The organism is Bacillus sp. MYb56, assembly GCF_002976445.1.
Lineage (GTDB): Bacteria > Bacillota > Bacilli > Bacillales > Bacillaceae_G > Bacillus_A > Bacillus_A mycoides.
Map to the genome: position 1 here is coordinate 1 of NZ_PCOH01000035.1, position 16,168 is coordinate 16,168.

The window sequence follows — 16,168 nt, forward strand, 5'->3', positions numbered from 1 at the left end:
TAACAGATAGTGTTGTACGCGTCGCCTTTGTTATAGAACGACTTGTTGCACTTTGAATCCTGTCAGAAGCTGATCCCATTTTCGTAGCAATTTGTGTTGCTGTTTGTAAATTACTTTGGAATTGTCCCATTGTATAAACCCTTTCTATATTTCTATGAACGTATTAAAGAAGGGGAGTGCCTAGTATGTATGTCCATTATCCTATTGTTCCTTATAGGAACTCTCCTGAAAAAATATTGCGGATATAATTATAACAATAAATGGTTAAAGTTTCCTCAAAAAAATATATTTTACAACATATGTGTTTGTTATAGTTCTCAAAAGGTAATGTAGTATAACATAGAGGTAAAATACGAATGGGAAAGTAATAAATTGATGCTAATGATTTATGTATACAATTTAGAGAATTAAACAAATTTAATTTCTCATGTTGTTTACATATATAATAGAAGATAATAAAAAAACTGCATATTTTCATTGGTGTCATCATGTTGGTGTAAACCTAATGCGCCTAATGGCTACAAAAGACATCTACTTTGTACCATTTGGCCAAGATGCACCAGAGAAAAAACCGAACTCAATGGTAGCTCGTATGGAGTTACTTGAAGATACAGTATTGGAAGCGCTACAAGGAAAACAATTACAACCTGTTGTTGTAGAAAAATTCAGATATATGAATTAAAAAACGAAAAAAACGTACAATTTTTGTTGAAACCATCATTCTTACTGTAGAATATGATAAAATTAACGTTATTAAGATTAGAGGGGGCATTGTAAGCTCCTTCTAATTCTAAGTTATAGAAGGATTGGTATCTAGAAAGGGGCATAGTGATGGAAAAGCAAAAAACTTTTCATGTCGCTGTAGTTGGAGCAACCGGCGCAGTTGGTGAACAAATGTTAAATACTTTAGAGAAACGAGAATTTCCAATTGGGAAGTTAACGTTACTTTCATCTAAACGATCTGCAGGTAAGAAACTTGTATTTAAAGGCGAAGAATTTACAGTTCAAGAGGCAACTCCTGAAAGTTTTGAAGGAGTAGATATTGCACTATTTAGTGCAGGTGGATCTGTATCGAAACAATTAGCGCCAGAAGCAGCAAAGCGCGGTGCAATTGTTGTTGATAATACAAGTGCATTCCGTATGACAGAAAACGTGCCACTTGTTGTACCTGAAGTAAATGAAAATGATTTAAAAGAACATAATGGTATTATTGCAAATCCAAACTGTTCTACAATTCAAATGGTAGTAGCTCTTGAGCCAGTTCGCCAGCAATATGGTTTAAAACGAGTAATCGTTTCCACATATCAAGCTGTATCAGGTGCTGGTGCGGCAGCTATTGAAGAACTTCATGAACAATCACAAGCAATCTTAAATGGCGAAGAAGTAAAGGCGAATGTTTTACCTGTATCAGGTGACGAAAAGCATTTCCAAATCGCTTTTAATGCTATTCCACAGATTGATAAATTCCAAGATAATGGATTTACATTCGAAGAAATGAAAATGATTAATGAAACGAAAAAAATTATGCATATGCCTGAATTAGAAGTAGCTGCGACATGTGTACGTTTACCAGTTGTATCGGGTCATTCCGAGTCTGTGTACATTGAAGTAGATAAAGAAGGCGTAACAGTAGAAGAAATGAAAAACTTACTTGCAAATGCAGAAGGTATTGTACTGCAAGATAATCCAGCAGAGCAGTTATATCCAATGCCAGCTACTGCAGTAGGTAAAAATGAAGTATTCGTTGGAAGAATCCGTAAAGATTTAAATAATGATAAAGGATTCCACCTTTGGGTCGTATCTGATAACTTATTAAAAGGCGCTGCATGGAATTCTGTTCAAATTGCAGAGCGCTTAGTAAAATTACAATTAGTGTAAACGGCTAAGAGAAGGTGCAAAATATGAAAATTATTGTTCAAAAATTTGGTGGTACATCAGTACGTGATGACAATGGGCGCAAGCATGCGCTTCACCATATAAAAAAATCGTTAGCTGCTGGTTATAAAGTAGTTAATGTTGTATCAGCAATGGGCCGTAAAGGTGAACCGTATGCAACTGATACGTTATTAAGTCTTGTAAATCAAGAGGAACCTAATATTTCTAAACGTGAGCAAGATTTATTATTATCATGCGGAGAATTAATCTCAGCAATTGTTTTCTCTAACATGTTGAATGAGAATGGTATAAAAGCAGCAGCATTAAATGGTGCGCAAGCTGGTTTTGTAACGAATAATGACTTTACGAATGCTAAGATTATTGAAATGAATTGCGATCGTATACATGAAGAGTTACAAAATGTAGATGTTATCGTCGTGACTGGATTCCAAGGTCAAACGAAAAATGGAGATACGACAACACTTGGACGCGGAGGTAGTGATACCTCAGCTTCAGCATTAGGTGTTGCGCTTCATGCTGAATATATCGATATCTTCACAGATGTTGAAGGTGTTATGACTGCGGATCCTCGTATCGTAAAAGATGCACGTCATCTTCAAACTGTAACATATAACGAGATTTGTAACATGGCTTATCAGGGTGCGAAAGTTGTTCATCCGCGTGCGGTTGAAATTGCGATGCATGCAAAAGTACCACTTCGTGTACGTTCTACGTATTCTGATAGTGAAGGTACGCTTATTGCGGCATATGATGGTGCTACAAAAGGGCAGGATGTAGAAGAACGTCCTGTTACAGGGATTGCCCATGTGTCAAACGTAACGCAAATTAAAGTGCTTGCAAAAGAAACTGCATATGATTTACAACAACACGTGTTTAAAGAAATGGCTAATGAAGGGATTAGTGTGGACTTAATTAACATTTCTCCTACTGGTGTAGCTTACACAGTAAAGGATAGTGTATCAGCGCGTGCAGTTGAGGTTTTAAAGCAACTTGGATATGATCCAGTGGTGACAGAGCATTGTGCGAAGGTTTCTATCGTTGGTGCTGGAATGGCAGGTATTCCAGGGGTTACAGCGAAAATTGTCACAGCTTTAGCGGAAAAAGGTATTCAAATTCTGCAATCAGCAGATAGTCATACGACAATTTGGGTTCTTGTAAAAGAAGCCGATTTAGTGGAGGCTGTGAATGCATTACATAGTGCATTTGAGCTTTCAAAAGAAAAGCAACTGGAACAATAAGGAGTGAGATCATGATAGATTTTGGGACAATTGCAACCGCGATGGTAACACCGTTTGATAAAAATGGTAATATCGATTTTGCAAAGACAACGAAATTGGTAAATTATTTAATTGATAACGGTACAACAGCAATCGTGGTAGGAGGGACGACTGGAGAATCTCCTACATTAACATCAGAAGAAAAAGTAGCGTTATATCGCCATGTCGTATCTGTTGTCGATAAAAGGGTGCCCGTCATCGCTGGAACAGGTAGCAATAATACGCATGCTTCTGTCGATTTAACAAAAAAGGCAACTGAAGTTGGTGTTGATGCAGTTATGCTAGTGGCACCGTATTATAATAAACCGAGTCAAGAAGGGATGTACCAGCACTTTAAAACAATCGCTGAAAGCACTCCGCTTCCGGTAATGCTATATAATGTTCCAGGACGATCTATTGTACAAATCTCCGTTGATACAGTTGTTCGTTTATCAGAAATAGAAAACATTGTTGCGATTAAAGATGCAGGCGGCGATGTATTAACAATGACAGAAATCATTGAAAAAACAGCGGACGACTTTGCAGTATACAGCGGTGATGATGGTTTAACATTACCAGCTATGGCAATTGGAGCAAAAGGTATTGTTTCTGTAGCATCTCATGTTATCGGGAATGAAATGCAAGAAATGATTGCTGCATTCCAAGCTGGAGAGTTCAAAAAAGCGCAGAAATTACATCAATTACTAGTAAAAGTAACGGATGCACTATTTATGGCGCCGAGCCCAACACCAGTAAAAACAGCATTACAAATGGTGGGATTAGATGTAGGTTCTGTACGTTTGCCACTTCTTCCATTAACGGAAGAAGAAAGAATAACGTTACAATCCGTAATGCAATCTATTCCTCGTTAATAAAAATGACCTAGTGTGAAACTAGGTCATTTTTATTTTGACTAACTATATGTAAGTGATGAAAATTAGCTATAGTTAATAGGCTGTAATAAGAAGGGGGTGGCAGGGGGGAGAATTAGTAAGAAACTGATTACAGAGATAAGATTTTTTTAGTGAATATCGTTTCATGTTTATGTAAAGAATTTACATGAATATTTTTCCATCAAACTCTTATTACGTAGGGAAAATAGTAAAACTGATATGAATTTTGCCCTCTTAAATTATAATCTCATTTTAGTGTCTTCTCTTGTCTTTCGCATAATTTAACTTGTGTTCTATTTCTTGTATCAGTTATAATATGGCTAAGTAGCTTAGTACGGGTATGCTTAGCAAAATTGGTAAAAATTAAGATTTAATGAAATTTTCATATCATATCGAATAAGATATTTGATTTATATAATGAAAGAGAGGTGAAACCTGGTTTAAAAAATTAACAAGGACATGATATCGCATAACGGTAAGGACATTCGTCTTGGACGGTGAATATATGGTGGTTGTAGAGTTTCCCCTGGTGTCTCTGCAATTTTAGTGAAATCAGTGTTTGCAAGATTTTTAAACCAGGCAACAACATGAAGAGAAAAGAGAATGAGTCTGTTAAAGTATTTGCTCTTGGCGGAGTAGGTGAAATCGGAAAAAACATGTACTGTGTTGAAATTGATTCTGAAATCTTTATTGTAGATGCCGGATTGATGTTCCCGGGAGATGAAATGTTTGGGATTGATATTGTTATTCCTGACATTACATATTTAGTAGAAAATCAAGAGCGAGTAAAAGGACTATTTATTACCCATGGTCATGAAGATCATATTGGTGGAATTGTTTATGTGCTTCGTAAATTATCTATTCCAGTATATGCGACGAAATTAACGGTAGGACTTATACAAGAAAAGCTTGGCGAAGCAGGAATGTTAGGCCGTGTAGACTTAAAAACAATTGACTCGAATTCAACAGTAGAGTTTAATTCAACAAATGTGTCATTCTTCGGAACGACACATAGTATTCCGGATTCTGTGGGTGTTTGTTTCCATACATCAAAAGGTGCTGTAGTATATACAGGAGACTTTAAATTTGATCAAACTCCAATCGGAAATAGTGGAGCAGATCTCGGGAAAATGGCACAAATTGGAAATGAAGGCGTACTTTGCTTGTTATCTGATAGTACAAACGCTGAACGTCCTGGTTATACAGGTTCGGAAAAAGAAGTTGGTATAGAGATTTCTAAAGTATTCTATAGTTCAGAAGGACGTATTATTGTTGCTTCATTTGCATCGAATGTACACCGTATTCAACAAGTGTTTGATGCAGCTGCTGAAACTGGAAGGAAAGTAGCGGTAGTAGGACGTAGCATGGTGAAAGTGGTAGATATTGCAAGACGTCTTGGTTATTTAGATGTTCCAGAAGGTATGGTTATTTCATTACAAGAAATAGACAATTTCCCGGAAAAAAAGGTAGCTATCTTAACGACTGGTAGTCAAGGGGAACCGATGGCAGCCCTTTCTAGAATGGCGAAACAAGCTCATAAACAAATTTCAATTCGTAAAGGTGATACTGTTATTATTGCAGCTTCTCCAATTCCAGGAAATGAAGTATCTGTATCAAAAATTATTGACTTGTTATTTAGATCTGGTGCTGAGGTTATTTATTACGGTGAAAGAAAAGTTCACGTTTCAGGTCATGGTAGCCAAGAAGAATTAAAGCTGATGATAAATTTAATGAAGCCGAAGTATTTTGTACCCGTACATGGTGAGTTCCGTATGCAAAAAGCACATGCGTATTTAGCGGAAGATGTAGGTATTAAGAGAGAAAATATCTTTATCGTAGAAAAAGGCGATGTAATTGCTTTTGGTGACGATGAAGCAAAATTAGCTGGTAAAGTGCAAGCTGGTAATGTTTTAATTGATGGATTAGGTGTAGGTGACGTCGGTAACATCGTTCTTCGAGATAGAAAGATGTTATCTCAAGATGGAATTTTAGTTGTTGTTGTAACACTTGGTAAGGATGAAAAGAAAATAATCTCTGGTCCAGAAATTATTTCACGCGGCTTTGTATATGTTCGTGAATCGGAAGCATTAATCGAACGATCCACAGATATTGTACGTATGATTGTTGAACAATCAATTAAAGAATATACAATTGAATGGTCTATGTTGAAACAAAATATTCGTGAATTATTAGGGCAGTTCTTGTACGAAGAAACGAAGAGAAAGCCAATGATTTTACCGATTATTATGGAAGTATAAAGAAGGTCACCTTTACAGGTGATCTTTTTCTTTTTTAACCCTATCGAATGAAATTCATAACTTAAGAAATAATAGTTATATACGAGTGAAAGGGGATACGATATGACAGAACGTGATCGTTATACAAATGAAGAAAAAGAAGCTGAGCCGAAAGAAGTTCCAAAAGAGGCTTCTATAGTGGAGAAAATTCAGCAACTTGGACAGACAAATGTACCACAAATGAATGAATCGCGTATTCATTGCTTAACAATTGTTGGGCAGGTGGAAGGTCATATTCAGTTGCCACCACAAAATAAAACAACAAAATATGAACACATCATTCCGCAAATTGTCGCGATTGAACAAAATCCAAAAATTGAAGGTTTACTGTTAATATTAAATACAGTTGGGGGTGACGTTGAAGCTGGATTAGCGATTTCTGAAATGGTGGCTTCGCTTTCAAAACCAACTGTATCTCTTGTTTTAGGAGGAGGGCATTCAATCGGTGTACCGATTGCGGTCTCAACTGATTATTCATTTATTGCCGAAACAGCGACGATGACAATTCATCCGATTCGTTTAACAGGTCTTGTTATAGGTGTGCCACAAACATTTGAGTATTTGGATAAAATGCAAGAAAGAGTCATTCGATTTGTGACAAAGCATTCGAAAGTAACGGAAGATCGTTTTAAAGAGCTTATGTTTGCAAAAGGGAATTTGACGCGAGATATTGGGACGAATGTAATAGGTGGAGATGCAGTGAAGTATGGTCTTATAGATGGTGTCGGTGGTATTGGTAGCGCACTTCGAAAATTAAACGAATTAATTGATGAACGCAAGGATAATAGTACAGAAGGGACAATGCTACAATGATTTTATATACAATTATGCCAGAGCAACTTGTGTATCCGGCCGATTATTCACAATGCGAAAGCCAAAAAGTTGTGAATATAAATGGCGTGGAATTAGTGGTTTCTGAGGAGGATAATCAATGTTACTCTATTGTACGTGTATTAAGTACGAATCCGTCTCACTACCTAGAGTTTGAGCCTGGACAGAAAATTACCTTTTAGCAAAAAGAAGGATTTTGTTTAGGAGCTATGGTATAATATAAAAAACAAGACGGTTGAGCAGCCATGAGTAGGCTGCTTTCTTCTGTTTATTTAACATTTTACAAGAAGTGTAAAAATAGAAGATATAAAGACCTGAAAAATAGAGAGAAAGACATGTAAGTAGATCTTTTTTATAAGAAAGTTGTACTTAATTTCTAGAACACGAGGTGAAGAAATGGCAAAACAAAAGCAAAGAGGGACGAAGGCTAAGGCAAGACGTACGATAAAGCCAACTTTGTATTATGAAATCGTCGGGTTGACTCTTTTTGCACTTTCGATTATTACGATTTTACAGCTAGGTGTTGTAGGGAAATCGTTTGTGTTATTTTTTCGCTTCTTCTTTGGTGAGTGGTACATAATTGGTGTGTTAGGTGTAATAGCTTTATCTGTTGCGTTTGTAATAAAGCGGGGATGGCCCAACCTTTTAAATAAACGGCTAATAGGTGTTTATTTAATTGTACTAGCAATATTAATGTTTAGTCATATTACATTATTTAACCTGCTTACGAAAGATGGAGCTGTACAAAATACTTCTGTAATTGTTAGTACAAAAGATTACTTCTTCCTTGAAATGAAAAAGGGCCCGGATAGTGTTCATTTAGGTGGTGGTATGTTCGGTGCATTGATGTTCGCAACGTGCTACTTCTTATTTGACGAAGTAGGGGCATATATCATTGGAATTATTTTAGTTATTCTTGGAATACTTTGTATAACAAATAAACATATTGGAGAAGTACTTGCTCCGGTAGGGAGAATTCTTAGAAGTCAGTTTCAAGTAATGCAAGGGGATTATAAAGATTGGAAATCTCAAAGGGTCGCCGAGCAAACTGAAAAGAAAAAAACAACAAGAAGCAAGAGGCGTGAACGTGTTGCTGAACAAGAAGAAGCTATTGAGCCAGTAGAAGAAATAGAAATTGGTCCACCAATTATTTCGAATTTTACTGAGAATTATCCAGTACGTGAAGAGACGGAAAAGCAGATAGAAGAAAATGATTTAATCACTCCTCCGTTTATTGAAGAGGCAGTTCCGCCTGCGCCAGAAGAACAACCTCACAAGAAACGAGGAGAAAAAATCGTTGAATCGCTAGAAGGTGAAACGAAAGCACCTCCTATGCAATTTTCTAATGTGGAAAATAAAGATTATAAGCTTCCTTCGCTTGATATATTAAAGTTTCCCCAAAATAAGCAAGTTACAAATGAAAATGCGGAAATTTATGAAAATGCTCGTAAATTGGAACGTACATTCCAAAGTTTTGGTGTGAAAGCGAAAGTAACAAAAGTACATAGAGGTCCTGCAGTTACGAAATATGAAGTGTATCCTGATATGGGAGTAAAGGTAAGTAAAATTGTTAGTTTAAGTGATGATTTAGCGCTTGCTTTAGCAGCGAAAGACATTCGTATTGAAGCACCTATTCCCGGGAAATCAGCTGTAGGGATTGAGGTTCCGAATTCAGAAGTTTCTATGGTAACGCTGAGAGAAGTTCTTGATTCAAAGGCGAATAACCACCCAGAAGAGAAGTTATTAATCGGTCTTGGACGTGATGTTACAGGAGAGGCTGTATTGGCACGTTTAAATAAAATGCCCCATTTATTAGTAGCTGGTGCGACTGGTAGTGGAAAGAGTGTATGTATTAATGGAATTATTGTAAGTATTTTAATGCGTGCAAAACCGCATGAAGTAAAATTAATGATGATTGATCCGAAAATGGTAGAGTTAAATGTATATAACGGTGTTCCGCACTTATTAACACCAGTCGTAACTGATCCGAAAAAAGCATCACAGGCTTTGAAGAAAGTTGTGAGTGAAATGGAGCGTCGTTATGAATTATTCGCGCATAGCGGTACGCGTAACATTGAAGGATATAATGATTATATTAAAGAACATAATAGCCAATCGGAAGCGAAACAACCTGAATTACCATATATTGTAGTAATTGTGGACGAGTTAGCTGATTTAATGATGGTTGCTTCTTCGGATGTAGAAGATGCGATTATGCGTTTAGCGCAAATGGCACGTGCTGCTGGTATTCATTTAATTATTGCGACTCAGCGCCCGTCAGTTGATGTTATCACAGGTGTTATTAAAGCGAATATTCCATCGCGTATTGCATTTGCTGTATCTTCCCAAATAGATTCTCGAACGATTCTTGACGGTGGTGGTGCAGAAAAGTTGCTAGGTCGTGGAGATATGTTATTCATACCAATTGGTGCATCGAAACCTGTTCGTGTACAAGGGGCATTTTTATCAGATGATGAAGTTGAGAGAGTCGTAGAATCTGTTATTGCGCAGCAAAAAGCGCAATATCAAGAGGATATGATTCCACAAGATGTTCCTGAAACAAAGCAGGAAGTAGAAGATGAATTATACGATGAAGCGGTTCAGCTTGTAGTAGAAATGCAAACAGCATCTGTTTCTATGTTACAACGTAGATTTAGAGTAGGATATACGCGAGCAGCTCGTTTAATTGATGCCATGGAAATGAATGGTGTAGTAGGTCCTTATGAAGGTAGTAAACCAAGGGGAGTACTCATTAAAGATGTGCAAGAAAAAAGTTCTTAAAAAAAGCCTAATTGTTTTTACAATTAGGCTTTTTTATATGCTGTTTTTGTTATATACTATAGTCATCGAATAAGAAAGGGCTTACATTTTTAAGGGTCCTTTAGAATACGAATGCTTATCGTTTTGGTTTTCAAAACGTTCGATATTTAATGTAGAAAAATGTTGAAATCTGTTGACACATATGGGAGCAAGTGGTAAGATTACTTCGAAAAGAATCACTGCCTCATATAATCTTGGAGATAAGGTCCATAAGTTTCTACCTGGCAACCATGAATTGCTAGACTATGAGGGGAAAAGTGTGTAACAAAGGATGTAAGGAATCTTTGTGCCGAACTTTTTCTCTATATGAGAAATGTTTATGGTACAAAGTTTTTTTTATGGAATAAAGTGTGAAAATTTCATCTTGAAAAATTATTAATATTTATTCGATAATTACGCTTATTTTTAGTATTTAGTAATTTATACTATGTTGTAAGTTGAAAAAAGAGAAAAGAAGTCTTACATCAGAGGTCGAATAATTGAAATGCGGGGGAGTCTTATGTCAGTGAAATCCGATAGTCGTCACCTATATTTGCGGGTGATTGATCACATCAAAGGAAAAATTAAAGATGGGGCTTACAAAGAAAAACAAAAGTTACCTTCAGAGTTTGATCTAGCGAAAGAACTTGGTGTAAGTAGGGCAACTTTAAGGGAAGCACTACGTATTTTAGAAGAAGAAAATGTTGTTATTCGTAGACATGGTGTAGGGACATTTGTAAATGCGAAGCCGTTATTTTCTTCCGGAATAGAGCAACTTTCTAGTATTACAGATATGATTTCTAGTGTGGGGAAAACACCAGGAACAATCTTTTTATCATCATCTACAACAACTTTAACAGAAGAAGAAAAAGAGAAATTTAATTGTGAAGATGCTTTTAGCGCAGTAATGATTGAACGTGTTCGTACAGCGGATGGGGAACCAGTTGTATATTGCATTGATAAACTGGCAAAAGAGATATTACCAGATTTATCGGGATACAATGAGGAATCGCTGCTTACAGTAATACATAATAATACGCACAAGCGTATCACATACGCAGTTGCTCACATTGAACCGATTGGTTATCACCCGAAAATTTCACCGATTTTAGAATGTGAACCTGAAACGGCACTGCTAGTTTTAAAACAAATGCACTATGATCAAAATGATGAGCCAATCTTATATTCTATTAATTACTTTAGAGCTGATAAGTTTAGCTTCCACGTATTAAGAAAACGTATGTAGGGAAGTTCCTTTTTAGGGAGGTGACAGCAAGAAGTAAGGGACAGCAGCGTATGAATCATTAGACAAAACATTTCAGGAGGGGTTTCTAGTATGAAGAAAAAAACAGGTCTTTTATTATCGTTAACGTTAGCAGCAAGTACAGTGTTAGGTGCATGTGGTAACTCGGATAAAGCGGATAGTGACAAAAAAGGGGATAAAGAGTTTAAGGTTGGTATGGTTACAGATGTTGGGGGCGTTGATGACAAATCATTTAACCAATCTTCTTGGGAAGGATTACAACAGTTTGGTAAAGATAATGGATTAAAAGAGAAGACAAATTATCGTTATCTTCAATCTGAAAAAGAAGCGGATTATATTCCGAACTTAAAGAAATTTTCAAAAGATAAGTATGATTTAGCTTTCGGTATTGGGTATAAATTAGAGGGAGCAATTAAAGAAGTAGCAAAAGAATCTCCAAAACAACAATTTGCAATTGTTGATACTGTTGTAGATGCACCAAACGTAACAAGTATTACATTTAAAGATCATGAAGGGTCATTCCTTGTAGGTGCCGTGGCAGCTATGTCAACAAAATCGAATAAAGTAGGATTTGTTGGTGGAATGAAGAGTGATTTAATTAGTAAATTCGAGAATGGATTTAAAGCTGGTGCTAAGGCAGTGAATCCAAATATTGAAATCGTATCTGAATATGCTGAAGCATTCGATAAGCCTGAAAAAGGTACAGTTCTTGCGTCAGCAATGTATGGTCAAGGCGTAGATGTTATTTATCATGCTGCTGGTGGTACAGGTAATGGTGTATTCACTGAAGCGAAAAACCGTAAGAAAAAAGGTGAAAACGTTTGGGTAATCGGTGTTGACCGTGACCAAAATCAAGAAGGTATGCCTGAAAACGTAACATTAACTTCAATGGTAAAACGTGTTGATATCGCTGTACAAAAAGTAGCAAAAGAAGCGAAAGATGGAAAATTAAAAGGTGGTAAAATTGAAGCGTTTGGCTTAAAAGATGACGGTGTTGGTATTGCAAAAACAACTGATAACGTGAAAAAAGTTAACCCTGAGATTTTAACAAAAGTAGAAGAATTTGAAAAGAAAATTACAGCTGGAGAAATTAAAGTACCAGCTACAGATAAAGAATATAAAGAATATGAAGCTTCTCTAAAAAAATAAAGATAGAGAAATAGCAAAGGTTAGTTCTTAGAACTAACCTTTGTATGTATAAAACTTCCAAATTGCTTAATAAGTTAATAGTGTAATAGGGGAATGTTCCCTGTTAAAAGGAGGAACGAAATGGAATACGTAATTGAGATGAATAATATTACGAAAGTATTCCCAGGCATTGTAGCGAATGATGATATTACGCTGCAAGTAAAACAGGGAGAAATACATGCTTTACTTGGAGAAAATGGTGCAGGGAAATCCACATTGATGAATGTACTATTCGGTTTGTATCAGCCAGAACAGGGTGAAATTAAAATTAAAGGAACACCTGTAAAAATTACAAATCCGAATATTGCGAATGATCTTGGTATTGGGATGGTCCATCAACATTTTATGCTTGTTCATAATTTTACAGTTACAGAGAATATCATTCTCGGTAATGAACCGAAGAAAAAAGGGAAAATAGCTGTTGAAGAAGCTGCTAAAGAGATTCAAAAGTTGTCTGAACAATATGGTTTAGCTGTAGATCCATACGCGAAAATACAGGATATTTCTGTTGGTATGCAACAGCGTGTTGAAATTTTAAAAACACTTTACCGTGGAGCGGAAATTTTAATATTTGATGAACCGACTGCAGTGTTAACACCACAAGAAATTCATGAATTGATTCAAATTATGAAAAAGCTTGTGCAAGAAGGAAAATCTATCATTCTTATTACTCATAAATTGAAAGAAATTATGGAAGTTTGCGATCGTTGTACAATTATTCGCAAAGGAAAAGGGATTGGAACTGTTGACGTTGCAAATACGGATGAACATAAACTTGCAGAATTAATGGTCGGACGTCAAGTGAATTTTAAAACAGAAAAAATAGACGCTACGCCCAAAGAAGAGGTACTTTCTATTGCAAATCTTGTTGTTCACGATGCACGCCAACTGCCTGCTGTAAAAGGCCTTGACTTAACTGTTCGTGCGGGGGAAATTGTTGGTATTGCAGGAATCGATGGAAATGGACAAAGCGAATTAATAGAAGCAATTACTGGTTTACGAAAAGTTGAGTCAGGTTCTATTGCAATTAAAGGGAAAGAAATAACGAATTGGCCTGTTCGAAGAATTACAGAAGAAGGAATTGGTCATATTCCAGAAGATCGTCATAAGCACGGACTAGTTCTTGATTTTTCTGTTAGAGACAATATAGTTTTGCAAACGTACTATAAAAATCCATTTTCAAAGAAGGGGATTTTAAACTTTAGCAAAATCACAGGGAAAGCGAAGGCACTTATTGAACAGTTCGATGTACGTACACCTAGCGAACAAACATTAGCGCGTGCTCTATCTGGTGGGAATCAGCAGAAAGCTATTATTGCACGTGAAGTAGATCGTAATCCGGATTTATTAATTGCAGCACAGCCAACACGTGGTTTAGATGTAGGTGCAATTGAATTTATTCATAAAAAATTAATCGAGCAGAGAGATAATGGGAAAGCGGTTCTTCTTTTATCTTTAGAATTAGAAGAAATTTTAAATGTGAGTGATCGGGTTGCGGTTATCTATGAAGGGAAAATTGTAGCAATTGTGAATGCGAAAGGCACAAATGAACAACAGCTTGGTTTGCTAATGGCTGGAGGAACAGAGAAAGAGCAGGTGGGTACAAATGGCTAAAAAACTTTTAACAGAGCGAACGATAAATATTTTAGTCCCAGTACTATCCGTTATTTTTGGTTTAATTGTTGGAGCGATTGTAATGCTGGTTAGTGGCTATGATCCAATTGTTGGTTATAGTGCGCTTTGGACAGGTATGTTCGGCAGTGCTAGTGCGATTGGTGAGACACTTCGCACTATGATACCACTTATTCTTGCTGGATTATCGGTGGCGTTTGCATTTCGTACAGGTTTATTTAATATCGGGGTAGAGGGTCAACTATTAGTTGGTTGGCTTGCGGCAGTTTGGTTCGGTTATGCGGTCTCACTACCAGCGTTTCTTCATATTCCATTATCTATTTTATTTGCAGCAATGGTGGGTGGAATATGGGGCTTTATTCCTGGTTATTTAAAAGGGAAGTTTAAGGTTAATGAAGTTATTGTAACAATAATGATGAACTATATCGCGTTATATGTAACGTATGACATAATTAAACGCTTTTTACATGAGGGCAATGATAAAACATACGATATTAAAGCGAGTGCATCTTTATCTTCAGATTGGTTAGCTGCAATAACTGATGGTTCACGTCTTCACTGGGGAATTATTGTTGCAATTTTAGTAGCAATCTTAATGTGGTTCTTATTAGATCGAACAACTCTAGGTTATGAATTAAAGTCAGTAGGATTTAATCAACATGCTTCTCAATATGCAGGTATGAAGGTTTCTCGTAATGTAGTATTCTCCATGACAATTGCTGGTGCATTTGCTGGGATTGGTGGAGCAATGGAAGGGTTAGGAACATTCCAAAGCATGACAGCAATGTCTTCATTTACAGGGATTGGATTTGACGGAATTGCCGTAGCGCTTCTTGGAGGAAATAATCCATTTGGTATTATCCTTTCAGCATTGTTATTTGGTGGTTTGAAAAGTGCTTCCCCTCAAATGAACTTTGAGGCAGATGTACCATCAGAACTTATTAACGTAATTATTGCATGTATTATCTTCTTTGTTGCATGTAGTTATGTTTTAAGATGGGCGCTTACACGCATGAGCAAGGAGGGGAAATAAATGAGCTTTTTAGATATATTAGCCATTCTTGTGACAGGTACGTTATATACATCAGCACCTTTAATTTTTACAGCATTAGGTGGTGTATTTAGTGAACGATCAGGTGTTGTAAATATTGCGTTAGAAGGACTAATGCTATTTGGTGCATTTGTTGGAATTGTTACAACCTTATTAATGGGTGATACTTGGGGAACGATGACTCCATGGATTGCATTACTATTTGCGGCAATTGGTGGTGGATTATTTGCATTACTTCACGCGGTAGCATCTATTACGTTCCGTGCTGATCAGGTTGTAAGTGGTGTAGCGATTAACTTCTTATCTCTTGGTTTAACAGTATTTGCGATTAAGAAGATTTTTGATAAAGGGCAGACAGATTTTATTCAATACCGTATTGAAAAAATCGATGTCCCAGGTCTATCAGATATTCCAGTTATCGGAAAAATATTTTTCTCAAACGTACCGTTAACATCGTATATTGCCATTATTTTAGCATTTGTTGTTTGGTACATTATTTATAAAACACCGTTCGGTCTTCGTCTACGTGCTGTTGGTGAACATCCAATGGCAGCAGATACGATGGGGATTAATGTATATAAAATGCGTTATATTGCAGTTTGTATATCTGGAATGTTTGCAGGAGTGGGTGGTGCGGTCTTCGCAATGTCGATTTCTGGTAACTTCTCAGGTGCTACAATTACTGGACAAGGTTTCTTAGCACTAGCAGCTATGATCTTTGGTAAATGGAATCCACTTGGTGCTCTTGGAGCAGCACTGTTCTTCGGATTTGCTCAATCACTTGGGATAACAGGTGGTACAATTCCTGTATTGAAAGAAATTCCAAGTGTATTCTTAACGATATTACCGTATGTATTTACAATATTAGCACTTGTTGGTTTTGTAGGCCGATCTGAAGCTCCAAAAGCACTCGGAACGCCTTATGAAAAAGGAAAACGATGAGTATTTAGAAAGTATAAGAAAAGCTCGCACATTAGTGCGGGCTTTTTTACATAGAATATATTTAATACGGAATTTTACTATGTTCCTTACATATTAAAGTTTTTAGAAAGACTCGAATG

The 16,168-nt window shown here is 36.5% G+C and carries 13 protein-coding genes, 1 pseudogene and 1 riboswitch; of the genes and pseudogenes, 13 read left to right on the plus strand and 1 reads right to left on the minus strand.

Annotated elements, in window-relative coordinates; translation table 11 throughout:
* Positions 1-130: TIGR04197 family type VII secretion effector (locus CQ058_RS26670; RefSeq protein ID WP_142396413.1), on the minus strand; the 130-nt coding region annotated here is incomplete at its 3' end.
* A gap of 363 nt (positions 131-493) precedes the next feature.
* Here CQ058_RS26670 and spoVFB point away from each other — a divergent pair.
* From spoVFB to CQ058_RS26735, 13 genes and pseudogenes are all read left to right on the plus strand, one after another.
* Positions 494-682: pseudogene (gene spoVFB / locus CQ058_RS26675) on the plus strand (dipicolinate synthase subunit B); the annotation flags it as partial.
* A 149-nt stretch (positions 683-831) separates the two neighbouring features.
* On the plus strand, positions 832-1,878 hold the full coding sequence (asd, locus tag CQ058_RS26680) for an aspartate-semialdehyde dehydrogenase (protein WP_002014577.1): 1,047 nt from the start codon (positions 832-834) through the stop codon (positions 1,876-1,878).
* Between the two features lie 23 nt (positions 1,879-1,901).
* Positions 1,902-3,134 (plus strand): aspartate kinase, encoded by a 1,233-nt coding sequence (gene dapG, locus CQ058_RS26685; RefSeq protein ID WP_105590063.1) that lies wholly within the window; start codon positions 1,902-1,904, stop codon positions 3,132-3,134.
* A gap of 11 nt (positions 3,135-3,145) precedes the next feature.
* Positions 3,146-4,024 carry a 4-hydroxy-tetrahydrodipicolinate synthase gene (dapA, locus tag CQ058_RS26690; RefSeq protein ID WP_002014579.1) on the plus strand — a complete coding sequence of 293 codons (879 nt, stop codon included), beginning with the start codon at positions 3,146-3,148 and terminating at the stop codon, positions 4,022-4,024.
* Between the two features lie 608 nt (positions 4,025-4,632).
* A complete protein-coding gene (locus CQ058_RS26695) occupies positions 4,633-6,303 on the plus strand; it encodes a ribonuclease J (protein ID WP_002190494.1) in 1,671 nt (556 codons plus the stop codon).
* A gap of 102 nt (positions 6,304-6,405) precedes the next feature.
* Positions 6,406-7,155 (plus strand): translocation-enhancing protein TepA, encoded by a 750-nt coding sequence (tepA, locus tag CQ058_RS26700; RefSeq protein ID WP_002014582.1) that lies wholly within the window; start codon positions 6,406-6,408, stop codon positions 7,153-7,155.
* Positions 7,152-7,355, plus strand: a complete 204-nt coding sequence (locus CQ058_RS26705) for a YlzJ-like family protein (RefSeq protein ID WP_002088064.1) — start codon at positions 7,152-7,154, stop codon at positions 7,353-7,355. The genes tepA and CQ058_RS26705 overlap by 4 nt, the downstream gene beginning before the upstream one ends.
* Positions 7,356-7,569: 214 nt before the next feature.
* Positions 7,570-9,954 carry a DNA translocase FtsK gene (locus CQ058_RS26710; protein WP_002014584.1) on the plus strand — a complete coding sequence of 795 codons (2,385 nt, stop codon included), beginning with the start codon at positions 7,570-7,572 and terminating at the stop codon, positions 9,952-9,954.
* Between the two features lie 203 nt (positions 9,955-10,157).
* Positions 10,158-10,259: riboswitch (purine riboswitch) on the plus strand.
* 233 nt (positions 10,260-10,492) lie between these two features.
* The gene (locus tag CQ058_RS26715) at positions 10,493-11,218 is read left to right on the plus strand and encodes a GntR family transcriptional regulator (protein ID WP_002088063.1); all 726 of its coding nucleotides are present in this window, start codon (positions 10,493-10,495) and stop codon (positions 11,216-11,218) included.
* Between the two features lie 90 nt (positions 11,219-11,308).
* Positions 11,309-12,385 (plus strand): BMP family lipoprotein, encoded by a 1,077-nt coding sequence (locus CQ058_RS26720; protein WP_002190493.1) that lies wholly within the window; start codon positions 11,309-11,311, stop codon positions 12,383-12,385.
* A 120-nt stretch (positions 12,386-12,505) separates the two neighbouring features.
* The gene (locus CQ058_RS26725) at positions 12,506-14,038 is read left to right on the plus strand and encodes an ABC transporter ATP-binding protein (protein ID WP_002142848.1); all 1,533 of its coding nucleotides are present in this window, start codon (positions 12,506-12,508) and stop codon (positions 14,036-14,038) included.
* Entirely contained in the window at positions 14,031-15,089 is a 1,059-nt protein-coding gene (locus tag CQ058_RS26730; RefSeq protein WP_002190491.1) for an ABC transporter permease, read from the plus strand. The genes CQ058_RS26725 and CQ058_RS26730 overlap by 8 nt, the downstream gene beginning before the upstream one ends.
* Entirely contained in the window at positions 15,090-16,049 is a 960-nt protein-coding gene (locus tag CQ058_RS26735) for an ABC transporter permease (RefSeq protein ID WP_002190490.1), read from the plus strand.
* Positions 16,050-16,168: the final 119 nt, after the last annotated feature.